This window comes from Flavobacterium sp. SP2 (genome assembly GCF_057626655.1).
On sequence record NZ_JBVHBT010000004.1, the window covers coordinates 242574 to 268318 of the forward strand.

Sequence of the window (25745 nt, forward strand, 5' to 3'; positions counted from 1 at the left end):
AGGTTTATCTTTTTAATGTAAAATGGCCTCGATGTTCTCTTCCGTTTTCTCTTTTTACTACAAACCAATAATCATCAGAAATCATCATTGTTCCTTTATAAGTACCATCCCAACCAACAGAATTTTTATTTAAAATTTTGATAATTTTTCCAAATCTGTCAAAAATTGTAACGGATATATTAGGTTCAAATTGCGAAAATTTAATTCTCCAAAAATCATTAAAACCATCGTCATTAGGAGTAAAAAACTTAGGATAATTTAGCAATACAATATCTTCGGCAACAATGCCACATTCGTCTTTTACGTAAACAGTATAAAAACCACTTGCCAATCCGTTAAACGTATTGCTTGTTTGATAATTTATTCCATCAAGTGAATATAGGTAGTTATCATTGATAGCGGTTAAAACCTCAATTACATTTTCTGTATCGGTCCAATCTTCTATTTCGATTGATGTAATTGTTGCAATTTCTGATTCAACCACAGTAAATGCTTTTACAGAGGAACATATTATTGTACCATAATTTTTTGTAACGGTTACAGAATAGTTTCCGGGAGTTAGTATTGTAATTGATTGACTAGTTGCTCCAGTTGACCAAGAATAACTATTGAAACCTGTGCCAGCATCTACAACTATACTACTCGCTTTACAAATTGGCATTACATCATTAATTAAAATTATAGGTGTTTGATACAATGACAAATTTAATTCCACTATTTGGTGGCAACCATTTGTAGAATCTAATCTTACATATACAATTGTTGAGCCTAGTGACAAGCTATAATTGGTGTTTAATTGGTTGGCTATAACTTGATTTTCGGCATCATAAAATGACGAGTAATATGAAAAAGTCATACCCGAAGTTGAAGCTACAAAATTTGAATTATAATTAGATAAATTTACAATTTCTGAACCATCATTCAAGTCATCGCAAAATGATTGAGAATAATTATTGGCATTTAATGAGGTTATTAAACCAACGGTGACTGGAAATCTAGTAACGCTTTCACATCCGTTAATTGTTTGTGTTGCAAAGTAGGTCATTCCGTCAACCAATGAAGTTGAAATTGGTAAAATGGTCGAACTTGAATTAGTTGCATACCAATTTAATGATGTTCCTGTTAAAGGGATAGTATTTAAAGTTGGATTTGCAGTCGAACAAAATACTTGATTTGAAGCTCCTGTTGGTGCCATCGTATTTTGAATTGTAATGGTAACAGGAACTCTTAAACTTGGGCAACCGCTAATAGTTTGTGAAGCATAATACGTAGTGCCGTTAACTAAATTTGTTGAATTTGGAATTACATTTCCAGCAGTTAAAGCATCATACCAATTTATATTTGTACCAGAAATAATAATGTCGTTTATAGTTGCATTTTCTTGAATACAGAATGTTTGTGATGCGACTAAAGTTGGTGATGTAGGAAAGTTTGTAAAAGGCACAACAACTGCATTACTAAAAGGAGAATTACAACCCAAAGCATTTTTAATTTTTAATTTATAAGTGCCAGGAAGTAAATTGGTCATAATAGGATTTGTTGTCCAACTTACTCCATCATCAAAACTATAGGAAGTGGCTGATGTCGATATTGAAATCGAACCCGTACTAGTAATACAATCAGGTTGAATTATAGTATATTGAGGCGCAATTGGATAATCATTTGGAGCATCAATGACAGCAGTTACCGCACTTGATTCGCAATTTGAACTGTTTTTAACCTTTATCTCATAACTTCCAACGGCTAAGGGTAAAGAGTTCGGATTATTTGTATAGGTCAGTCCATTATCAAAGCTATATTCGAAAGCAGTGCTAGTAATGCTTATGGTTCCAAACGGATTTACACAAGACAATGGTTGTGTAATTACAATAGTAGGTGGCGCTGGCGAATTTGGAGGATTATTAATTACAGCAGTTGTTGGCACTGAAGGACATCCTGATGTAGATTCTTTCACAAGAACTTGATAAGTACCAGAAACTAATGGAGTTGAAACATTAGATGAACTCCATGTTAATCCATTATCAAAACTAAATAGTGTTGCAGTAGTAGTAACTGTAATTATTCCGGTCGCAGTTGTACAGTTTAAAGGATGAGCAATAGATACTGTAGGAGCGTTTGGCGTGATTGGTGCTGTATTTATAGTCACTACACTTACATCGGATAAACAACCTGTTGCATCTTTTATTTTAATTAAATAATTTCCGTTGCTTAACCCATTTTGAATGTTTGAAGATGTAAATGTTACACCATTATCAAAACTATAAAGAGTTGAGTTTGTTGTTATAGTAATTGAACCTGTAGAAGAGGTACAATTTGGTTGTGAAACAGTAAAACTTGGTGAGGCAAGATTAGCGGAATTAACTATTGTTGCAGAAATTGAACTAGATATACAACCAGCTGCATTTTTTATTTTTAATTGATAGACTCCAGGTGGCAAATTACTTTTCGTGTTTGAATTCACAAAGGTAAATCCATTATCAAAACTGTAATAGGATGCTGGAGTAGTAATGGTTATTGATCCGTTTAAGTTATTACAACCAGGATTTGATACCGTAAAACTTGGTGAAGCGATTGTTACGCCTGAAGTAAGATTGACAACGGAAGTTGCTGATTCACATTGAAAAGAGTTATTTCTTATTTTAATATTATAAGTCCCAGCGGCTAAATTAATTTTAGTTGGATTGGTTGTCCATGTTGCTCCATCATTAAAACTATATTCACTTGCTGTAGTGGTTATGGTTATGGCTCCATCAGTAGTTCCGCAGCTAGAAGGTTGTGTTACAATTACCGAAGGTGCTGTAGGAATAAATGGTGGAGATTGAATGTAAACATATGTACTATTAGATTCGCATCCTAATGAATTTTTAATTTTTACATAATGACTTCCTACTGAGACATTAGTTAATATTGAATTGATTGTCCAAGTAGTTCCGTCATCAAAACTGTATAGATCTGCAGGCGTATTTATTTTAATAGTTCCTGTTGGATTACTGCATGTTGGTTGTGTAGTTGTTACATTTGGTGATGGTAAATAAAATGAGTTCACGTAAGAATATTGCGCAAGAGACGTACAACCTAAATTATTTTTGATTTTAACATAATAGTATCCTGGAGCAGGGTTTAACAAAATTGGATTGGTTGTCCAAGTAGCACCATTATCAAAACTGTAAAAATCTGAAGTGGTTAAAACGGTAATATTTCCATTGTTTCCGCAAGATGGTTGTTGTATTGTTACAAGTGGTGTTGGTAAATAAAATTGAATAATATTGACGTAAACTGAATTTGGATTTGAAGTACATCCTTGACTATTCTTTATTCTGATATTGTAATATCCTGAAGTTAAATTAGATAAAACAGGATTGGTAACCCAAGTAGTTCCTCCGTTAAAACTGTACTCTGCAGCTGTAGTTGCAATGGAAATACTACCATTACTCCCACAACTAGGTTGCACAATTGTAAAATTAGGATTTGGTAGGTAATAGGTGTTTATGTAAACAGAAAACCCTTGTGAAATACAGTTTTGACTGTTTTTTATTACAATAGTATAATACCCTTCAGTTAAGTTTGAAAAATTAGGACTTGTTTGCCAATTAACGCCATTATTTATGCTATACTGTGCAGCTGTAGTAGTAATATTAATAATTCCACCTATTCCGCATGTAGGTTGAGTAATAGTGTAATTTGGATTTGGAATATAAGGTTGTTCAAGTTCAACATAACTTGTGTAGGATTGACAACCAGATGAATTTTTGATTTTTACGTAATAAGTTCCAGGTGCCAAATTATTAAACACAGGATTGGTTACCCATGTATTTCCACCATCGATACTATAAAATGGTGCTACAGTAGTTACTGTAATACTGCCATTAACACCGCACAAAGGTTGAACTTTTGTAAATGAAGGATTCGGTAAAGTACCACCCAAATAAAAAGATTCATAATTAGATGTACAGCCTGCATTATTTTTAATTTTAATATAATAATATCCAGAAGAAAGATTTGAAAATATTGCATTTGACGACCAAGTAATTCCATCATCTATGCTATATTGAAAGGCAGTTGATGTTATTGTTATTGTTCCGGTATTAGTTGTACAAGAAAAATTAGATGTGAAGTTTGGGTTATTTAAATAATTAGAATTTAAATAAACTGAAATTGAGTTTGAAATACATCCAGAGCTATCTTTTACAACTAGATAGTAAAAGTTGGATTGTAAATTATTAAACACAGGATTTGTTGACCAAGTAGCTCCATTGTCAATGCTATAAAATGCAGCCGATGAAGTAAATGTGATATTGCCGACATATCCGCAATATGGATTTGTGTAAGTATAAGTTGCTTGAGGCAAATAGGTTGTATTTAAAGTAACACCAGTGTAATCTGAAATACATCCAAGATTATTTTTTATTCTAATGTAATAGTATCCACCAGATAAATTATTAAAAACAGAATTGGTAACCCAGGTATTTCCTCCATTTATACTATAAAAAGCAGCTACTGTGTTAATAGTGATACTTCCTGTATTTCCGCAAAGTGGTTGCACTACTGTAAAAAGTGGTGTTGGTAATGAAGGTTCGTTTAAATTGGTGTAGGTAGGACTAGAAGTGCAGCCAATATTATTTTTTACCATTACTTGATAATTCCCAGGTGGTAAACTCATAACGTTGTTTGTAACCCAAGTAGTACCTCCATCAAAACTATAAAAATCTGACAATGTGTTTACAGTAATTGTTCCATTTGTTCCACACTGAGGCTGAATTAAGTCAATAATTGGATTTTGTAAAGTTGGTGTATATAAATAAATACTATTGGAAAGAGAAATACAACCGTTTGCGTTTTTTACTTTAATTATGTATTGACCAGGTGGAAGATTTGTAGCAATATTATTTGTTACCCATGTTGCACCGTTATCAAAACTATAAAAATTTGAAATTGTAGTTATAGCAATACTACCACCAGTTCCACAAATGGGTTGGACTGTACTTACGGCAGGATAGGTATCTTGTAAGTCATTAATGTAAGCATTAGTGTATTGTGATGTACAACCTAAATTATTTTTTATTGCCAACGAATAACTACCCGACGTTAAATTGGTTAATACATTACTTGTGACCCAAGTTGTTCCTCCATTAAATGTGTAAAAATCGGAAACAGTGTTTATGGTTAAGCTTCCATCTGCACCACAAGCTGGATTTATTACTGTAAATGTTGGAGTTTCTAACGTAACGCTATTTATTAAGACAGTATTGAAATTTGATATACATCCTTGTGCATCTTTTGTTCTGATTTTATAGGTGCCATTTGGTAAATTGGTAGCAATAGGATTCGTTACCCAAGTTACACCATCATCAAAACTGTAAAATGGCGCAGAAGTAGTAATTGTAATAGTTCCAAAGTCACCACAAAATGCTGGGTTTGTAGAGTTAAAATTGGGATACGAGGTAAGAGCTGCGTTTATTGTTACTGCCAGGGGAAATGAAATACAATTATTTACAGTTTTTATTTTTACATTATAGACTCCAGGACTTAAATTATTTAATATTGGATTTGTTACCCACGTAGTACCATTATTAAAACTATATTCTGCAGCAAGGGTCGTTATTTGAATACTTCCAGTTGCTGAAAAACAACTTGGTTGAGTAATCGTTACATTTGGAGTCGTTGCAATTTGTGAAGCTCCAATTGTAACTGAGCTGCTGTTGCTACAACCAGTTGCATCTGTAACAGTTACAGAATAGGTTCCAATTGTAGATACAGAGATATTCTTCGTTGTTGCTCCTGTGCTCCATAAATAAGAAACTCCTTCTGATGCTGTCAAGATTGTACTACCAGAACATACATTTAAAATACCAGTTATGTTTACATTAGGATTTCGCACTTCTAAAGTAATTGCAATAATTCTAAAGCAAGTAGCGTTTTGAGTTACTCGAACGTATAGTGTTGTACTCGAGCTGCTATAACTAGTGCTATTCGCTATCGAATTGGTATTTGCATTTGCATCATTAAAGTTAGTAAAATAACTAAATGTAAGACCTGTTGTAGAAGTAACAATATTTGCATTGGCATTACTTAAATTAAAAATTTCTATTCCATCATGATTTGCATCACACAAGGATAGTTTAGTAGTTTGTACCTCAAAGTTACAGCTTGCCGAGCAATTTTGAAAGGAAATATCCCATCCAACATTTGCATCTGCATCATTTGCGGGATTAAGTACAGTACTCCCACAAGCTGTATTTCCAGTTAAATTATACGTGGCACTAACACCGATATTATAATTTGCATTGGTAACGTTCGGAAAATTAGCTGGATTTAGCGTAAAACAGAATTGTTTATTTACTAAGTCTAAACTTGAAGTTGTAGTAGTGCTATACACTGATAATCCAGAGCTATTATAAATATTTAATGTTATGGTTCCTAGAGTTGCAGTAATGCCACCAGAATTTGGTACTGTGTACGTTCCACAAACATTTATTGGTAAATTTGGACATACTTTGTTTAATGGATTTAATTCTATAGAACCCTGAAAATTTTCATTGGATTGAAGTAAACAGACATCATCTACATACATATAACCGAAATGACCACCAAAACCGCAACGAGATGCCATAAATTCAACTGTAAACTCCTCATTGTTAGGTATCGATGAAATATCTAACAATCCAGACTGCCAATTGGCTGTGAATAAAATTGGAGAACTTGAATCGGGAATTACCGTAAAAATGCAGTTATTTTCATCTCCAACCAAGCAAAATTCATTTACAACCGTTCCTGACGAGTTAATAATTCTAGCTTTCACAAAAGGTTGATTATCAGTATGTCCAGTATCGTAAACAGTCATTAAAACTGCCTTATAATTGAATTTTAGAAAATTTTCATTATTAGTTTTGTATCTCTTTCCTTGTACTATAGAACCATAGGTAGATGAATTTGTATAATTTATTTTTAGAGCATATTGGTTAAAAGCATTTATATTTCCTATATATGGATCTATAATATTGGCAGGTACAGTTGTTGCCATAACATCTGTATTGTTTGGATCGTAAAGATCAATGTAAGAATTTGCGGTGTTTGTAATAGACTTACACTCTGTTGGTCCTGGAGGATCTCCGATAGTATACAAAAAATTTTTTAATTTTAAGGAACCACTCACTGTTTCATACTGCTCAAAACCACCATTTGTGCATATTTCTACTGCCGTTTGATTTACTTTAGCAATTGAAAGGTCTTTAATTTCTTTTTCTTTATGGCTTTTTAATTTTGATAAAAAGATTTTTTTTTCGTCGTCATTGGTAATGATTTTCCCTTTTTTATCTTCGATAATTTTAGTAGAAACAGGTACGTTTTGAGAGTAACCATTTAAAATAACTGAAAGTAAAATGATAATGAGTAGTTTATTTCCCATAGAGATTAGAATGATAGTATGGCTGTAAAACTAATCAAATTTATTTTGATAACTTTCAATTAAAGTAGAAATTCATCTAAGAATCGAATATTAATTTAATACGTAAACTCTTGTTTAAATTTTCATTAATTTTCACCGAACATACTTTCAATTTCTATAATTATCAAATATTCTGAAGAGTATCATTTTATCTTAATTTAGAGTACTTTTGTAAAAATTTTTCCATTGAAAGAGCTACTATTAATAACGCCACCTTTTACACAACTCAATACGCCATATCCGGCAACGGCTTATATTAAAGGTTTTTTGAATACCAAAAATATTTCAGGATTTCAAATGGATTTGGGTATCGAGGTAATTTTGGAATTGTTTTCGAAAGAAGGTTTAACAGCCATTTTTGAAGTAGAAAATTCGACTGTTTTAAGTCCAAATGCACAACGAATTTTTGCGCTTAAAAACGAATATTTAAAAACAATTGATTCTGTAATTATATTTCTTCAAGGAAAAAATCCTACTCTAGCTAGGCAAATTTGTCAAGATAATTTTCTGCCAGAAGCCGCTCGTTTCGAGCAACTAGATGATATGGAATGGGCTTTCGGAAACATGGGAATTCAAGACAAAGCAAAGCATTTGGCTACTTTATATCTGGAAGATTTATCCGATTTTATTGTAGAATGTGTCGATGCCAATTTTGGTTTTTCTAGATATGCCGAACGCTTGGGTAGAAGTGCCAATTCGTTCGACGAAATGTATTCAGAACTTAATAAAGACCTGACATTTATTGATAAAATTTCGCTTAGAATTTTAGATAAACGAATAAATGAAGTCAATCCTAAATTGGTGCTAATTTCGGTTCCGTTTCCAGGAAATCTCTACAGCGCTTTTCGTTGCGGGCAATTCATTAAAGCCAATTTTCCCGATATCAAAATTTCTATGGGTGGTGGATTTCCTAATACAGAATTACGTGATTTAAAAGACGAACGCGTTTTTGAGTTCCTAGATTTTATAACGTTAGACGATGGTGAACTTCCTGTGGAATTGCTATATTTCAATATGCAAAATCCAAATTCAGACGAGTTTAAACGCACATTTTTATTGGAAAACAATAAGGTTGTTTATAAAAATAATACGTTAAAGCACGATTACAAGCAAGCACAAGTTGGAACTCCAGATTATTCTGATTTACTTTTAGATAAATACATTTCGGTAATAGAAATTGCCAATCCAATGCACAGTTTGTGGAGCGACGGACGTTGGAACAAACTCACCATGGCGCACGGTTGCTATTGGGGCAAATGTACTTTTTGCGATATTTCTTTAGATTATATTAAATTATACGAACCAGTAGCGGCGAAACTTTTGGTTGACAGAATGGAAGAATTGATTGCTCAAACTGGCGAAAACGGTTTCCATTTTGTAGATGAAGCTGCGCCACCAGCGTTAATGAAAGAAGTCGCTTTAGAAATTTTAAGTAGAAATCTGGCGGTAACTTGGTGGACCAACATTAGGTTTGAGAAAAGCTTCAGTAAAGATTTATGTATTTTACTAAAAGCATCAGGTTGCATTGCAGTTTCTGGCGGTTTGGAAGTGGCATCAGATCGACTTTTGGAATTAATTAAAAAAGGAGTTACTGTAGAGCAAGTAGCGCAAGTGACACGAAATTTGACCGAATCCGGAATAATGGTGCATGCTTATTTAATGTACGGCTATCCAACGCAGACGGTTCAGGAAACTGTAGATAGTCTTGAAATGGTGCGTCAATTATTTGAATTAGGAGTTTTACAAAGTGGTTTTTGGCATCAATTTGCCATGACTGCGCATTCGCCGGTAGGCATGTTTCCAGATGATTTTGGTGTAATTGCTGAGAAAAATGAAATCACTTTCGCAAATAATGATGTTGCTTTCACCGATAAAACTGGAATCAATCACGACAAATTCAGCTTTGGTTTAAAGAAATCCTTGTTCAATTTTATGCACGGAATTGGATTTGATTTTCCGTTAAAAGATTGGTTCGATTTTAAAATTCCTAATACCAAAATCAATCCTGAATTCATTTATAATACACTTCAAAAAGAGCCAGATTTCAGTATAAAACCTTCTGCAAGAATTGTATGGCTTGGAGGAACACCTTCACAAGAAATTTTTACAAAATCTAAAAAAGGTTCTTCTTGGAACATGATGAAACTAACTTTTCATGACAAGCGTCAATCTTTTGAAATCAATTTAGAACAGGAAAAAGCACTTTGGTTGATTTCAACTCTGTCCGATATTTCAGTTTCAAACCATAATAAAGTTACATTTTCTCAACTAAAAAATAGTTTTGAAACTACTTTTGAAGATTTCGAATTGTTTTGGTATGCCAAACCTATTGAAACTTTACGAGATTTCGGATTATTGGTGTTATAATTTTTTTTAGCTATATCAATTTACCAAATTCGTTTCTAAAATTTTTACGAAAACGTTTTCTTTTACTTATTTTTACATTCACTTAAATTTAATTTATGGGTAATCATTTTAATATTACTGTGAATGATACTTTTCAATTTGATATTGATAAAGAAGCTATTTCACAACTCGATTCGGTTTCTATTGAAGCCAACAAATTTCATGTTTTAGAAGATGCCAAACCTTATGAAGTTGAAATTACTACTTCTGATTTTCTTCATCGAAAGTATTCAGTAAAAGTTAATGGTTCAACGTATCACGTTGCTATTGCTACCGATTTAGATGTTTTAATTAAAGAAATGGGTTTTGAAGTTGGCGCTTCTAAGCAAATAAATTCCATCAAAGCACCAATGCCTGGATTGATTTTGGAAATTAGTGTATCCGTTGGACAAGAAGTAAAAGTAAATGATAATTTACTGATTTTGGAAGCCATGAAAATGGAAAACAGTATTCTTTCTCCACGAAATGGAATCATAAAATCTATTAGTATGGAAAAAGGTGCTGCGGTTGATAAAGGTCAATTATTAATTGAATTCGAGTAAAAAATGAAAAAAATATTAGTTGCCAATAGAGGAGAAATTGCCATTAGAGTAATGAAAACTGCTCAAAAAATGGGTATAAAAACAGTTGCCGTTTACTCAACTGCCGATAGAAATGCACCTCATGTAAAATTTGCCGATGAAGCGGTTTGGATAGGAGAATCACCTTCCAATCAATCGTACTTATTAGGAGATAAAATTATAGAAGTTGCGAAATCATTAAATGTAGACGCCATTCATCCAGGTTATGGATTTTTGAGCGAGAATGCCGAATTTGCCGAAAAAGCCGAAAAAAATAACATCATTTTCATTGGACCAAAATCGAAGGCAATACACATTATGGGTAGCAAACTTGCTGCTAAAGAGGCTGTAAAAGCGTACAATATTCCAATGGTTCCTGGTTATGATAAAGCCATAACTGATATTGCAAAAGCTAAAGAAGTTGCAACTGAAATTGGTTTTCCAATTTTGATAAAAGCTTCTGCTGGCGGCGGCGGAAAAGGAATGCGTGTGGTAGAAAACGAAGCCGAATTCGAATCACAAATGAATCGTGCCATAAGCGAAGCTACTTCTGCTTTTGGAGATGGTTCGGTTTTTATTGAAAAATATGTTGCATCACCAAGGCACATCGAGATTCAAATAATGGCCGATAGCCACGGAACAATCTTGTACCTATTCGAAAGAGAATGCAGCATTCAACGACGTCATCAAAAGGTTGTAGAAGAAGCTCCATCATCAGTCTTGACTCCAGAGATTAGAAAAAAAATGGGAGAAGCTGCGGTTTTAGTTGCTAAATCCTGTGATTATCTTGGTGCTGGAACGGTCGAATTTTTATTAGATGAGAATTTAAATTTCTACTTTTTGGAAATGAATACGCGTTTGCAAGTAGAACATCCAGTAACTGAATTAATAACTGGAACTGATTTAGTAGAATTGCAAATTCGAGTTGCTCGAGGTGAAAAATTACAATTAAAACAGGAAGATTTACATATAAAAGGGCACGCGTTGGAACTACGAGTTTATGCTGAAGATCCATTAAATGATTTTTTACCGAGTGTTGGACATCTAGATGTATATCAATTGCCAGTTGGAGAAGGAATTCGTGTTGATAACGGTTTTGAGCAAGGAATGGATATTCCAATATATTACGATCCAATGTTGGCCAAATTAATTACTTATGGTCAAACTCGTGAAGAAGCCATTCAATTAATGATAAAAGCTATTTCAAATTACCATGTAAAAGGTGTTGAGACTACGTTACCGTTCGGAAAATTTGTTTGTGAACACGAAGCATTTCGCTCAGGAAAATTTGACACCCATTTTGTTAAAAATTACTATGACAGCGAATTATTAAAAGTTGATCATCATAAAGAAGCGCATATTGCTGCGTTAATAGCGTTGCAACAGTATGTAAATGATCAAAACATTGTTAGATTACCAAATCAGTAAATTATGCAAGACAAGATAAAAATATTGAACGATAAAATCGCCTTAGCACATTTAGGTGGTGGCGAAAAACGTATTGCTAAACAACACGAAAAGAAAAAATTAACAGCAAGAGAACGAGTTACTTATCTAATGGACGAAGGTTCATTTGAAGAGATTGGTATTTTGGTTACACATCGAACTACCGATTTTGGAATGGAGAAGGAAGTATATTTTGGTGACGGAGTTATTACTGGTTATGGAACAATTCACGGTAGATTAGTTTATATTTTCGCACAAGATTTTACCGTTTTTGGAGGTGCATTGTCAGAAACGCATGCCGAAAAAATTTGTAAAATTATGGACATGGCGGTTAGAAATAATGCGCCAATGATTGGTTTAAATGATTCTGGTGGAGCAAGAATTCAGGAAGGAGTTCGATCTCTTGGTGGTTACGCCGATATTTTTTATAGAAATGTTCAGGCTAGTGGTGTAATTCCGCAATTGTCTGCAATAATGGGACCATGCGCTGGTGGTGCGGTTTATTCTCCGGCCATGACCGATTTTACAATGATGGTGGAAGACAGCAGTTATATGTTTGTAACTGGTCCAAATGTGGTGAAAACTGTTACCAATGAAACTGTAACTTCAGAAGAACTTGGAGGAGCGAGTACACATTCTACAAAATCGGGTGTAGCGCATATCACTTCAAGTAATGATGTGGAATGTTTGGAAGATATCAAAAAATTATTGAGTTATTTACCTCAAAGCAATAAAGAGAAACCAGCGAAATTGCCTTATGTTTTAGGAGATGAAATTCGGGAACAACTCAATACAATTGTTCCAGAAAATGCCAATAAGCCGTACGACATGCACGATGTTATTGCAGGTATTATCGACGAAGAAACATTTTACGAAATTCATAAAAATTATGCCGAAAACATTATAGTTGGATTTGCTAGAATAGGAGGCAGAAGTATCGGAATTGTTGCCAATCAACCACTTTTTTTAGCAGGTGTTTTAGATGTAAATAGTTCGGTAAAAGCTGCAAGATTTACTCGTTTTTGCGATTGCTTTAACATTCCACTTTTGGTTTTAGTGGATGTTCCTGGTTTTTTACCTGGAACCGATCAGGAATGGAACGGAATTATTGTTCATGGAGCCAAATTACTTTATGCCTTAAGCGATGCAACAGTTCCAAGAGTTACCGTAATTACAAGAAAAGCTTACGGCGGAGCGTATGATGTTATGAATTCTAAACATATTGGCGCCGATATGAATTTTGCTTGGCCAACAGCAGAAATTGCTGTTATGGGTGCAAAAGGTGCAAGTGAAATTATATTTAAAAAAGAAATTAGCGAAGCGACCGATTCAGCAGCAAAATTATTAGAAAAAGAAACAGAATATGCTGAATTATTTGCCAATCCATATACAGCGGCACAACGTGGTTTTATAGATGAAGTTATTTTACCACAAGATACTAGAAGAAAACTTATCAAAGCATTCAGTATGCTTGAAAACAAAGAAGTTGTATTGCCAAAACGCAAGCACGGAAATATTCCTTTGTAAATAAGTTGTATTTATAAATAAAAAAAGCTCGATATCATCGAGCTTTTTTTATCTAAATTTATGATTTATTCTCTTTATTGAAATAAACCAGGTAATAATACATTTGTTTTTCTTCGTCCCAGCCTTTTTCTACAAATTTCTCAGCGCTTTCAGGATTGATAAAATCTAATTTTATTTGAATGTTTGTATCCAAATTAATTACATTCTTTATCGATTTTCTAGCGTCGGTTACCGCTGCGTTTGCAATTGGAAAGCTCGTAACGTCTTCAATACTAAATTTTTCGCCTTTATCTACTTTGTAGTTTTTAAATTCAGGTATTAAATCTGGATTATCTAAAACTTCATTTAAGAAAGTAGTTTCTTCAAAATTGTCGTTTTTGGCAAAATGATTAACCGCACGGTTCATAAACATTACTTCTTCTTTCTTGTCTTCTGCTGGGAAAACCACGTCTTTAGCAAAACTTTGACAGAATTTCAAATACTTTTTAGTCATGAAATTTTCATCCTGAAAAGCATCTACAGATAGAAAATGCTCCAACCAATAGCGCGCGTCATATCGGTTGCTGTCTACACTAAGAATTTTGTAACCTTCTTCTTTTTTGTAATTAAAAATAAGACAACCTTTATCTAATTTATTCAAATTGATTCCTTCTTGAAGAATCATTTCAAGATTGTTTTGCTTTTCTTCAAATTGTAAAAAATCGGTACGCAACTCACTTTTAAAAATTCCGATAGCATCTACAATATTGTTATCTATAGAAATATTGGTTAAATAAGAAATGTAAACTTCTCCGTTTTTAATGTGCGGATGATTGGATTGCTCAAACAAATGATGCGTTATTTTTTTAGAAATATCATGGACATTTGAAGGATTTTCGAATAATTGTGTTGCCAAATTATACATTTCGTTGTACTCCAAATCAACTTCATGTGCAAACTGAAAATAATTTTCCTCTTTATCACGAAATGGCTTAAAGAAATATTCTTTAATAAGCGGTAGAATTTCATTATTCAAAGAATACTGATTTTCTGATAAAAAAATGGCTTCGTTTCGGCTTTTATTTCCAACTCTATGTATGGAAAGATTTTCTATGTGGGTGTTAAATAAGTTGATCATTTTTTAAAAAGGGTTACAAGTTGCTGAGATTCTAAGTTGCTGAGGTTTTTAACTATTAGCTTTTACTTTTTTGTTAAATGAAACCATCATAGCTTCTAATTCACGGCTGAGTTCAAATAAAATTTTAAATTGTTCGTCGGTTATGTGTTTAATATTTTTTGCAATTTCAATTTGCGTTTGAAATTCAAATAATTAGCTGATAGCAATATTTAAAAATCTTGAAAAATCTTTGTTGGAATCTCTACCAAATCCTTCTGCAATATTGCTAGGTATTGAAATGGTACATCTTCTAATTTGTGAGGTTAATCCAAACAGTTCTTCTATTGGAAAAGTATTGGTAATAATGTAAGTTTCTGTAACTAAAATCATGGCTTTTTGCCATATTAGTAAATCTCTAAATGTTCTCATTTTAAATGATTGTAAACTCAAATATAATCAAAACTCAGTGACTTAGTTACTCCAAACTAAGCAACTTTCTCTTAATTCCAATTTTCCTCAAATCCATAATCTTCAAAGCTATCATCGCTTCCAAAAGCATCAAGATCGTCTTCGTCTAAATCGTCTTCAAATTCGTTATAGCTTTCTTCCTCATCAAAATCGGCTTGAAAATGTTTTTCCATTGCTTCGGCTGGCATTTCGCCGTGAGAAAATAAAAGATTTGGATAAATTATTCCTGTTTCCACTTCATCTTCAACGGCAGCAAGTTCTACCAAAAATGTCCACATGTTGATAAAATCATACACATAAATTATCTTAGTATTTTCGGTATCCAAAATGTCAGACAATTGGTAATCACTCATGATTTTATTTTCACCAGGAACATCGCCTGCATCAAACATCGGAATTTCATCTTCTTGATTCCAAGTCGCATCACAAGTGTAAAAAGAAGCAACTTCTAATCCGTCAAAGCCAAATGCATTGACAATTGCATTGTGTAAATCTTCTAAAGTATCGTCTTGAAGTATAGCAATATCTCGAAAAATATCTTCTTCAGTATCCAGAATTACTCTAAATTTATAAACCATAATCTTATTTTTTTTGAGAGTTCAAAGGTAAAATATTAATTAGATTTATGAATTATGAATTGCGAATTGTTGATAAGATTTTAAGTAGTTTAGTTTTAGAATTTAAAACCAAATTTTATGCCGCCATATTTTGCAGATGGTCCAGTTTCGAATTCACGCGTTATGTGTGTAAGTGAATATTCAAAGAAAATTGTCCGGGTTTGAAATACAATTCCGTAATTGAATTGTGCCGTTACACGTTCAACTTCATTCGTCGAAATCGTGTATGGACTTTTGTTATTAAACAAGCCACCTTGCAAAGTTGCATCATATCCAATTGCCGAAACCGTAGGATGTCCGAACAAATAAACCTGAAATTTATTTTTGTTTTTTATCGAAGTGAAAGGCGAATTTATTATTCCTAAAGTAGTTGAAAATCCTAAAGAAACATTGGTGAAAAGTGTTCCTAAGCGAGCTGTTGTATAGGATTGTAATGAAAAGAAATCTTTATAGCGAACCAGTTGTTTTTCATAGTTAATTTCATAATTCAAAACGACATCATTCTTTATTTGATTTTGCCAACCGCCAGGTATTGTATTTCCGGTTGCCTCATGAATTCCAACTTGCATTTCTTTTCCAAAAGCACCTGGACCAATTAAACCAATATTCAGTGATGATGTAAATCTAGTTTTTTGAATAGTATCCGTAGCAATTGCAAAACTTTTTAGCATAATCGCTGCGGCAAATGGTCGATCACCCAATTGTATTTCGGTACTTTTTATATTGACAGGTGTATATCCGATGTGTTCAATTGACAAACCGTATTTGTATTCAGAATTTTTAGGTTTTAAAAACAAGTGGTTTACTGGATTTTTCTTGAAACTCGGCGATGCCAATTCAAAGTTGTATCCTTGAGTATAATTTTCATCAGTAGATCCGAAGTAATCGTTTTCATAATTGAATCGAAAATAATTTACATCTTTTATATCTCTAAAAGAAATCATATTATCAATTTTTTGAGCCTGCAAAAAAGATGAAAGTAGTAGTAGTAACGCTAATTTGATTGAGTTTTTCATATTTTTATTTACGAAAAATAGCAACCGAGAGTTTGATAAACTTTACATTTCGTAAAACTCTACAGGCAAATTGTCCGGATCGTAAATGAAGAAAAATCGTTTTCCGGTATATTCATCTGTTCGGATATTTTCGCAAAAACACTCTTTTGATAAAAGAACAGCACGAGTGTTTTCGATAGCTGTAACTTCAAATGCTAAGTGGCGTAAACCTGCAGCTTCTGGATTGGAAAGTCTTTTTGGCGGATTGGGAAACGAAAACAACTCGATACAATAAGTGCCATTTAATGCCAAATCGAGTTTATAGGATTGCCGCGCTTCGCGATAAATTTCTTGAATAATATTAAGGCCTAAAATTTCGGTATAAAAAGTTTTAGATTTAGAATAATCGGCGCAAAGAATGGCAATATGATGAATTTTATTTAGTGCAAGCATGGTTGTTTGAAAACACAAATTTAAATAAATATAGTGCTACAATTTCATTTTTTACAATTCATCCATCAAAATCTACAATTGGGTACTATTTAGTTTTTTAAAAATAGACTTTGGTGCAACTTTGCTGCATCAAAACAAGCAAAATGAAAACAATTTACTCTTTATTTATTTTTTTAATTTCAGTTTTAGCATTTTCTCAAAACACAATTTCGGGAACAGTTGTAGATGAATCAGGAAAGCCTATTGCAACTGCTAATGTTTATTTAGATGGCACTTATGACGGCGCATCGACAAATGAAAATGGTATGTTTACCTTTCAGACTGCAACTTCTGGCAATCAAATATTAGTTGTAACTTTTTTGACATTTGATACCTATAAAATCACTATTGATGTAGCAAATTACAAAGATAAAATTATTAAATTGAAAGAAAGTGTCACTACTTTAGATGCTGTGGTAATCAATGCAGGAACTTTTGAAGCTGGTGATAAAGCCAAAAACACGGTTCTAAAACCCCTAGATATAGTTACAACGGCTGGTTCTAACGGTGATATTGTTTCGGCTTTGCAAACGTTACCAGGAACACAAACCGTTGGAGAAAGCGGACGATTATTTGTTCGAGGTGGCGAAAGTGATGAAACCCAAACTTATGTTGACGGAATTCGTGTAGCACAACCTTTTGGTTCAACCACTCAAAATTTACCAACTCGCGGCCGATTTTCACCATTTCTTTTCAGTGGGATTTCGTTTTCAACCGGCGGCTATTCTGCCGAATATGGTGAAGCATTATCAAGTGTTTTGCTTTTAAACACAACGGATATGGCAACCGAAAACAAAACCGATATTTCTTTTATGACTGTAGGTTTAGGGTTGGCAAATACACAAAAATGGAAGAAAAGTTCGCTTACTTTTAATACCGCTTATATTGATTTGGCACCATATCAAGTTGCAGTTCCACAAAACGTGGATTGGAATAAGGCGTTTCAGTCACTTTCTGGTGAAATAGTTTATCGCTATGAGTTGGAGCGTGGATTATTCAAATTATACACTGCTTTTGACGCATCACGATTTGATTTAAATCAAGAAAGTATCAATTCTGTTGCCAAAACAAGAGTAGATTTGAAGAATAATAATCTTTATGTAAACGCTTCATATAAAGGAAGTTTTGGTTCTAATTGGCAATTAACAACGGGTTTAAGTTACGGTTTAGGAAACAACAAAATTGGTTTGGATAGTCAGAAAATCGATAACACAGAACATGCTTCGCATTTAAAATTAAAACTGAGAAAAACGCTTTCGGATAGAGTAAAATTATCGTTTGGTGCTGACTATTTCATAACAAAATTTGATGAAAAATATTCGTTTATCACCAATGAAACAGGTTACAATTCGAATATTGCAGCTGCGTTTACAGAAGCCGATATTTTCTTTTCAAAAAAATTAGCAATGAAAGTTGGCGTTCGAGCAGTAAATAATGATTTGTTGGATGAAACATCCATTTCTCCACGAACTTCCATTGCTTACAAAGTGAGTAAAGCAAGTCAGTTTTCGTTGGCTTATGGCGAATTTGAGCAAGCACCGAGACAAGATTATTTGAAATTTAATTCAGATTTCGCCAACGAAAAAGCGTCGCATTATATTTTGAATTACCAATATAACAAAGACAAACGCACCTTTAGAACTGAGATTTATTTTAAAGATTACCAAGATTTGGTAAAATATGACACACCATCGGCACAGTTCGATTCGAATTATAACAACAACGGATTTGGTTTTGCTAAAGGTTTGGATGTTTTTTGGAGAGACAATCAATCGATTAAAAATTTAGAATATTGGGTTTCGTATTCTTACATCGATACCAAGCGTGATTATAAAAATTATGAAGCCGAAGTAACTCCGAGTTTTGTTGCTAAAAATAATTTTTCGGTAGTGACAAAATATTGGATAGACGATTGGAAATCGAGTGTTGGATTGTCTTACAGTTTCAATTCGGGTCGTCCTTTTGACAACCCAAATGAAATAAACTTCATGAACGGAAAAACTAAAAATTACAATAATGTGAGCTTGAGTTGGGCTTATTTGTTGAGTCAACAAAAGATATTATTCATTTCGATTAGCAATATTTTGGGAACAGAAAACGTGTTTGGTTATGAATATGCAAATTCACCAGATGCTAATGGAGTTTTTCAAAGAAAGGCAGTAGTTCCAACAGCAGATCGATTTTTCTTTGTGGGATTCTTTTGGACTATCAGCGATAATAAAAAGGACAATCAGTTGAATAACTTGTAGTTTACAATTCATCCCAAAAAATCAACATTTCAGTAAGTATAAATTTCACAGGAACTTTAAACAAAATACTTTTACATCAGAATTAAAATCAATATCAATTTCAATATCAATTTCAATATCAATATCAATATCAAAAATCAATTTCAATATTAAAAATTAGATTCAATTTAAAAATTTAACAACAACTTAAAAAATAGAAATCATGACCAAAGTTATCACGACATTAGTAGTATTTTTAGTAGCCGTAGTATCGGCTAATGCACAACAATTTGAACAGGGAATGGGAAAAGCATTGTCAACTTGGAAAACAGGAAATGCTACTGAAGCTTCGGCTTTATTCGAACGAATTGCATCGGTTGAAAAAACCAATTGGTTACCTAATTATTATGTAGCTTTAGTAAATACAACCGAAGCTTTTAATCCAGCAAATTCTAAAAATGCAACAGCTTTAATCAACAAAGCACAAACCGCTTTGGATGCAGCCGAATTAATTTCGCCAAACAATCCAGAAATCCTAATTATGCAAGCCATGATCAATACGGCATTAATTGTTCAAGATCCAATGACGAACGGAATGAAACTATCGGCTTCAACTATTGCATTGTATGATAAAGCAATTAAATTGGCTCCAGAAAATCCAAGAGCTGTTTTTGGTAAAGCCGAATTTGAAATTGGTGGCGCTCAGTATTGGGGAACTGATACCAAACCAATGTGTGAACAAGTTGCAAAATCTATCGAATTATTTGCTAAATTTAAACCAGAATCACAGTTTCATCCAACATGGGGTTTAGATCGAGCGCAAGAAACCTTGAAAAACTGCGGTAAATAATTAGAAATCAAGTAAAGATGAATTATCAAAAGGAAATTATACGACTATTTAAGATTTCAATCATTGTTTTTATAGGCATTCAAATACTAAATTTTGTTTTGGGAAATGCGTTCAAATTTGATACTCATCTTTTGATTTCATTTGCCTTTACAATTTTGTATAGTTTCAGTATAGGATTTGTAAATTCGTATCTAAATTTTAGATTAGACCAGTATTTTATTAAAGATAAATTCTCTAAAGCTAGAATTGTTTCAAACATATTTTTATCCTTTATTTTCACCGTATTCATTATATTTTTATTGCGAGTTTTTGAGGAAGTTGCGGTAAAAAATAGAAGTTTTACTGATTACATTTCTAAAGAAAAGCCGGCCAACTTTGTAGTAGCAATAATAATTACTTTCATCATTATTTTAAGTATTTATTTGTTTCATTTTTACAAGGCGTTCCAAGAAAATAAGGTAAAAGAACAAAAAATTATTGCAGGTACAGCCAATGCAAAATTTGAAAGTCTTAAAAATCAAATCGATCCGCATTTTCTCTTTAACAGTTTGAATGTTTTAAGTTCGTTAATCGAAGAAAATCCTGAAAATGCTCAACGATTTACCACTTCATTATCAAAGATTTACCGTTATGTTTTAGAACAAAAAGACAAAGAGTTGGTAACTGTTTCAGAAGAATTAGCTTTTGCAAAAACGTATATGAATTTGTTGAAAATGCGTTTTGAGAATAGCATAACATTCGAATTACCTGAAAATTTTGATAATCCCGACGCCAAAGTGGTTCCGCTGTCCTTGCAATTATTATTGGAAAATACCATTAAACATAATGTGGTTAGCGAAAATAAACCACTTCATATTAAAATTTATATACAAGATAATTTTTTAGTAGTTGAAAATAATCTGCAAAAGAAAGAGGTTTTGCAAGATCGAAAAGGTGTCGGACTTCAAAATATTGTGAGTCGGTACGCAATTCTATCGGAAAGGAAAGTCTTGATTGACGATAACACAGCAACATTTGCAGTTTATTTACCTATTTTAACAAAACAAATAAGCATCATGGAAACATCAAATACATACAACGAAAATACTTCTTACTTGAGAGCAAAAGAAAGGGTAGAAAAACTAAAAGGGTTTTACGGAAATCTCGCATCATATTGCGTAGTAATTCCTATATTAATTATCATAAATCTAAACTCGCCACACAAGTTTCAATGGTTTTGGTTTCCCATGTTGGGTTGGGGAATGGGTTTAACTTTTCATGCTTTTGAAACCTTCGGATATGGTAAAACATGGGAAGAAAAGAAAATTCAAGAAATATTGAACAAACAAAATGAACCAAACAATAAATGGAACTAATTATGAATTCGAATTTAGATTTTGAGAAATATCAACAAGCCAAAAAACAGGTGGAAGAAATCAAAGGATTTTATTCACATCTATTGTCTTTTGTATTGGTAATGTTAGTGTTAATAGGTATTAATGTAAGATATTCTCCGACGCATATTTGGTTCTTTTGGCCCTTACTAGGTTGGGGTTTAGGATTGTTTTTTCACGGAGTAAAAGTATTCAATTGGTTTCCTTTTATGGGCAAAAATTGGGAAGAACAAAAGATTCAACAATACTTGGATGAAGAAAAAAATAGATCAAATAAATACCAATAATTATGACACCAAACGAACAAATTCAATATGAAAATGCGCTTAAAAGAGTAAAAAAAATTAAAGGTTTTTATACGCATTTGATAGTTTACATTGTAATAAATAGTATGATTGTCATTATCAATATTCAAGATCTTGATCGAGGTGAAAGCTATTTTAAATTAGAAAATTTCTTCACGGCTTTCTTTTGGGGAATCGGACTTTTATCACATTTTCTGTCTGTTTTTGGACCCAATATATTTCTTGGTAAAAATTGGGAAGAACGAAAAATTAATGAATTGATGGAGAAGGAGAAGAATAATAAATGGCAATAAGCAGATTTATGCTTTTCCTTTTTAAACTTTTAAACTTTTTCTAAACTTTTAAACCATTTTAATTAATGAACATAATAATTATAGAAGACGAAAAACCAGCAGCAAGATTATTGCAACGCAAGGTCGAGAAATTGGGCTTGAATGTAAATCAAATGTTACATTCGGTAGAAGAATCGGTTGCTTGGTTTAAAAATAATCCGCATCCCGATTTAATATTTCTCGATATTCAACTTTCGGATGGTTTATCGTTTGAAATATTTGAAAACATTGATATAAAAAGTGCCGTAATTTTTACAACTGCTTATGATGAGTATGCGTTGCGAGCTTTCAAATTGAACAGTATCGACTATCTGTTAAAACCAATTGATGAAGAAGAATTATCAATTGCAATATCAAAATTCAAAAATCAATTTCAAAAAAGTTCAATTGCTTCCTTAGATTTTGAAATGATCAAAAAAATGTTGGTCAATCCTATTGATAGAGAATACAGAAAGCGATTTACAATCAAAATGGGACAACAACTCAAAATGATTGCTATTGATGAGGTGGAATGTTTTTTTAGTGAAAACAAAGGAACTTACCTTCACACTTTTGAAGGAAGAGATTATTTATTAGACACTACTTTAGAACAATTGGAAACCGAATTAGATCCTAAAGATTTTTATCGTGTTTCTAGAAAATTCATCATTCCGTTAAAAGGAATTAAGGAAATTCAAATGCACAGCAATTCTCGATTGAAAGTCATTTTACCAACCTATAAAGAGGATGAAGTAATAGTGAGTAGAGAAAAAGTTTCTGATTTTAAAAATTGGTTAGGATAAAAAAAAGCCATCGGTAGTTAAAGTACAGATGGCTTTTTAAACGTTAACTTGAATTACTATTCAAATAACGATTTGATTTCTTTTTCGGTTTTACCCAGTTTTTCTTGCAATTTTCCCCACATTTCTTGTTCTTTTCCTTCTTCGAAAAGCAAATCATCATCGGTTAATTCTGCAAATTTTTGTTTCATTTTTCCTTTTAACTGTTCCCAGTTTCCTTTAATTTCAGTTGAATTTGGCATAGCAATTTTATTTTAAATTAATAAGTTGTTTTATTAATTCAAATTTCAGGAAAATTGCATACAATGTGTTTTATAATTTCGATATTAAATTATATAATTATGCTATTAGTAGTTTTCGCACCGTTATAAAAAGACCAATTAAAAACGTATATCCAATAAAAAAAGGCGCTATAAATTCTATGTAACCTAAAGGTAGCATTAATGCGATTATTAACAACTGAAATCCCAATCCGTACAAGGAAAGTAAGGTCATGAACCAGTTTGGAAATGTTTTAACTTTGTAGGCATTATGGTCTAAAAAATGAATAATTTTATCAAAAAGTCCGTAAACAATAGTATAAATTCCGAACAAAATATTTACCGATTTTTGTTTTTCTCCAGGTAATGCTTTAGGTGTTTTGTATTCGAAAACTTTGCTTGTAGTATCGCCTCCAACCGATTTGTTTCGTAAAATTACGTAGTAATAATTGTACAACGTTCCTTGCAATTGAATTCCAATAAATGCAAATAGTGCAATCCAAATGGTGGTTTTAGAAACATAACAGATAATCATTAAAAATAAAAAATTTAGAATAATATCGAAAACACTATCCAAATATCTACCTACATACGAAGGTGTGTTTTTTAATCGCGCTAGTTCACCATCGGCAGCATCAATTCCAGATTTTAAAATTATAAAAAAGCCAGCAAGCCAATAATGGTTAGTTAAAATACAATAAATAGCGATCATTCCTGATAGTCCAAATAATAGTGTTACATGAATAGGAGTGAAGCGTGTGTGCTGAAGTTGGGTTGCAAAAAATCTACCAAAAGATCTTCCGTAATCGGATAAATCAAGAAATTTATCTTGAGCTGAAAGTTTTGACATTTATGTTTAAAACAGAAAGTACTTGACAATATAGTCGGAGTGCAAAAGTAAACATTAATATTTAATTTACAATTTCTTAATGTTGAACAAAAGTTAAATGTATTTTATAAAAAATGAGGTGACTTATAATTTTTGTAAATTCGTATCACTAATTAAATAAAGATTGATATGGCAACTCCAAGTTTAAAAATTATCGAAGCTTTACGCAAAACTGCAGCACAACTTGAAAACGGTCACCGTTACGAATGGGGTCATATGGGAAGTTGTAATTGTGGAAACTTAGCACAAACTGTAACTACTTTTACTAGAGCCGAAATTCAAAAATATGCTTTGGAAAAACGCGGTGATTGGTCAGAGCAATTAGTAGATTATTGTCCAACATCGGGTTATCCTATGGATATGATTATTGAAAAAATGATTGATTTTGGTTTTTCAAAACAAGATTTACGTCATTTAGAATGGCTATCAGACACTGAAATTTTAGCCACAATAACTGAAAAAAAGCATTTGAATAGAAACTTGAAAGCCGATACTATTTTGTATATGAAAAGTTGGGCTACTTTATTAGAAAACAAATTGATAGACGCAATTCAATTACCTTCTTTTACAACTACGGATAATTCAGTTTTAGTTTAAAAGTTTTTTATTGGTTGTAGAATCTATCCAAATATAAAATTGTACACCAAATAATAGAGAAGCAATTACTAAATGTATAGGCTGCGATGTATATGGAAAATCTAAATAATACATGGCCATTCCAGAGCCTATCTCTGTTATTAGTAAAGCTAAAACCCAATTTATTTTAGCAATACCTAATTTTAGTTTTTTATTCTTAAAAAATAAATAACCATTTAAAAATAATATCAGGATTGAAAAAGAGCGGTGTACATAAAACAATACAGTTGGATTTTCCAAAACCAAATGCATCTGCTCATAACCCAAAGCCTTAACTTGTTCATCAACATACTGTCGTACTTGTGTGCCTAAAATTATTTGTAAAAGTGATAATGCTAGAGTAACTAGTAAAATGTTTTTAAAAGACGTACTAATTGTTACTTCTGAAATTTTTGCCTTTGCATTTTTGATAATATAAAGTAATACAGCCACAATGATTAGTGCTACAACCATGTGGATTGTTATTTTTACAGGATTCAGTACTGAATAGACAACTCGAGCACCAAGCCAGCCTTGAAATCCCATTAAAAAAACAGTCAACCATGAAAAGTAAGTCACTTTCTTATTGTTGTTCCAAAAACTTACAGAAAATACAGCCATTACAAAAACAGCCAAACCAGCCAAAGCACCAATTAATCTGTTAATATATTCAATCCACGTTTCTACCGCATTAAAAATGGCATAATCGTGTTTAGTATATGGTCGCCATTGCGTTGCGTCAAATGTTTCGGTTGTAGTGAAATTTGAAATTGCTACTAAAAGTTTTTCATCTTTTATTACCACTTGGCCTTCTTCAAAAGCTCTATTTGGAGACCAAGTTAATTCTTTGATATCGGTTGGCGGAATATAGTAACCAAAGCATTTAGGCCAATCGGGACAACCCATTCCAGAACCAGTCATTCTAACCAAAGCACCGGCAACAATTACAAGATACACAAGAACTAAAGCTGTTTTTGCCGATTTTAGAAAGTACTTTTTCATTACTATTTTTTATACAAATTTATTTTAATGATTCCATTTCATGACTTCAACAAAAGTTAAT

20 protein-coding genes are annotated in these 25745 nt (G+C 32.5%); 11 read left to right on the plus strand and 9 right to left on the minus strand.

Annotated elements, in window-relative coordinates:
* Positions 1–4: 4 nt before the first annotated feature.
* Entirely contained in the window at positions 5–7405 is a 7401-nt protein-coding gene (locus tag ACZ098_RS10555; protein ID WP_487311705.1) for a T9SS type B sorting domain-containing protein, read from the minus strand.
* Positions 7406–7630: 225 nt separating this feature from the next.
* On the opposite strand from ACZ098_RS10555, the gene ACZ098_RS10560 reads away from it, so the two are divergent.
* From ACZ098_RS10560 to ACZ098_RS10575, 4 genes are all read left to right on the plus strand, one after another.
* Positions 7631–9811, plus strand: a complete 2181-nt coding sequence (locus tag ACZ098_RS10560) for a B12-binding domain-containing radical SAM protein (protein ID WP_487311706.1) — start codon at positions 7631–7633, stop codon at positions 9809–9811.
* Between the two features lie 95 nt (positions 9812–9906).
* Complete coding sequence (locus ACZ098_RS10565; protein ID WP_487311707.1) at positions 9907–10392, plus strand: biotin/lipoyl-containing protein; 486 nt, start codon at positions 9907–9909, stop codon at positions 10390–10392.
* A 3-nt stretch (positions 10393–10395) separates the two neighbouring features.
* Entirely contained in the window at positions 10396–11838 is a 1443-nt protein-coding gene (gene accC, locus ACZ098_RS10570) for an acetyl-CoA carboxylase biotin carboxylase subunit (RefSeq protein ID WP_487311708.1), read from the plus strand.
* Between the two features lie 3 nt (positions 11839–11841).
* Positions 11842–13383 (plus strand): acyl-CoA carboxylase subunit beta, encoded by a 1542-nt coding sequence (locus tag ACZ098_RS10575; RefSeq protein ID WP_487311709.1) that lies wholly within the window; start codon positions 11842–11844, stop codon positions 13381–13383.
* Positions 13384–13441: 58 nt separating this feature from the next.
* Here ACZ098_RS10575 and ACZ098_RS10580 read toward each other — a convergent pair whose 3' ends face one another.
* The 5 genes from ACZ098_RS10580 to gloA2 form a co-directional block, all read right to left on the minus strand.
* The gene (locus ACZ098_RS10580; protein ID WP_487311710.1) at positions 13442–14500 is read right to left on the minus strand and encodes a nucleoid-associated protein; all 1059 of its coding nucleotides are present in this window, start codon (positions 14498–14500) and stop codon (positions 13442–13444) included.
* 192 nt (positions 14501–14692) lie between these two features.
* On the minus strand, positions 14693–14908 hold the full coding sequence (locus ACZ098_RS10585; protein WP_487311711.1) for a four helix bundle protein: 216 nt from the start codon (positions 14906–14908) through the stop codon (positions 14693–14695).
* Positions 14909–14979: 71 nt separating this feature from the next.
* Positions 14980–15525, minus strand: a complete 546-nt coding sequence (locus ACZ098_RS10590) for an IS1096 element passenger TnpR family protein (protein ID WP_487311712.1) — start codon at positions 15523–15525, stop codon at positions 14980–14982.
* Between the two features lie 95 nt (positions 15526–15620).
* Positions 15621–16580: a lipid A deacylase LpxR family protein gene (locus ACZ098_RS10595; protein ID WP_487311713.1), complete on the minus strand. Its 960-nt coding sequence runs from the start codon at positions 16578–16580 to the stop codon at positions 15621–15623.
* A 42-nt stretch (positions 16581–16622) separates the two neighbouring features.
* Complete coding sequence (gloA2, locus tag ACZ098_RS10600; protein WP_487311714.1) at positions 16623–17012, minus strand: SMU1112c/YaeR family gloxylase I-like metalloprotein; 390 nt, start codon at positions 17010–17012, stop codon at positions 16623–16625.
* 143 nt (positions 17013–17155) lie between these two features.
* On the opposite strand from gloA2, the gene ACZ098_RS10605 reads away from it, so the two are divergent.
* The 6 genes from ACZ098_RS10605 to ACZ098_RS10630 all read left to right on the plus strand — a co-directional run bounded on the left by ACZ098_RS10605 (position 17156) and on the right by ACZ098_RS10630 (position 22921).
* Positions 17156–19300 carry a TonB-dependent receptor gene (locus ACZ098_RS10605; protein ID WP_487311715.1) on the plus strand — a complete coding sequence of 715 codons (2145 nt, stop codon included), beginning with the start codon at positions 17156–17158 and terminating at the stop codon, positions 19298–19300.
* Positions 19301–19502: 202 nt separating this feature from the next.
* Positions 19503–20129 (plus strand): tetratricopeptide repeat protein, encoded by a 627-nt coding sequence (locus ACZ098_RS10610; protein WP_487311716.1) that lies wholly within the window; start codon positions 19503–19505, stop codon positions 20127–20129.
* 17 nt (positions 20130–20146) lie between these two features.
* Positions 20147–21484 (plus strand): histidine kinase, encoded by a 1338-nt coding sequence (locus tag ACZ098_RS10615; RefSeq protein ID WP_487311717.1) that lies wholly within the window; start codon positions 20147–20149, stop codon positions 21482–21484.
* Positions 21485–21486: 2 nt separating this feature from the next.
* Positions 21487–21789 carry a 2TM domain-containing protein gene (locus ACZ098_RS10620; protein WP_487311718.1) on the plus strand — a complete coding sequence of 101 codons (303 nt, stop codon included), beginning with the start codon at positions 21487–21489 and terminating at the stop codon, positions 21787–21789.
* A gap of 2 nt (positions 21790–21791) precedes the next feature.
* Entirely contained in the window at positions 21792–22100 is a 309-nt protein-coding gene (locus ACZ098_RS10625; protein ID WP_487311719.1) for a 2TM domain-containing protein, read from the plus strand.
* 65 nt (positions 22101–22165) lie between these two features.
* A complete protein-coding gene (locus tag ACZ098_RS10630) occupies positions 22166–22921 on the plus strand; it encodes a LytR/AlgR family response regulator transcription factor (protein WP_487311720.1) in 756 nt (251 codons plus the stop codon).
* 56 nt (positions 22922–22977) lie between these two features.
* Here the strand turns inward: ACZ098_RS10630 and ACZ098_RS10635 are convergent, their stop codons facing one another.
* Together ACZ098_RS10635 and ACZ098_RS10640 are read right to left on the minus strand one after the other, a co-directional pair.
* Positions 22978–23160, minus strand: coding sequence for a CsbD family protein (locus ACZ098_RS10635; protein WP_487311721.1), 183 nt, complete (start codon positions 23158–23160; stop codon positions 22978–22980).
* Between the two features lie 97 nt (positions 23161–23257).
* Complete coding sequence (locus tag ACZ098_RS10640; protein ID WP_487311722.1) at positions 23258–24028, minus strand: CDP-alcohol phosphatidyltransferase family protein; 771 nt, start codon at positions 24026–24028, stop codon at positions 23258–23260.
* Between the two features lie 168 nt (positions 24029–24196).
* Between ACZ098_RS10640 and ACZ098_RS10645 the strand changes: the two genes are divergently transcribed.
* Positions 24197–24664 carry a hypothetical protein gene (locus tag ACZ098_RS10645; protein WP_487311723.1) on the plus strand — a complete coding sequence of 156 codons (468 nt, stop codon included), beginning with the start codon at positions 24197–24199 and terminating at the stop codon, positions 24662–24664.
* Here ACZ098_RS10645 and ACZ098_RS10650 read toward each other — a convergent pair.
* Positions 24656–25684 (minus strand): COX15/CtaA family protein, encoded by a 1029-nt coding sequence (locus tag ACZ098_RS10650; RefSeq protein ID WP_487311724.1) that lies wholly within the window; start codon positions 25682–25684, stop codon positions 24656–24658. The genes ACZ098_RS10645 and ACZ098_RS10650 overlap by 9 nt on opposite strands.
* Between the last annotated feature and the right edge of the window lie 61 nt (positions 25685–25745).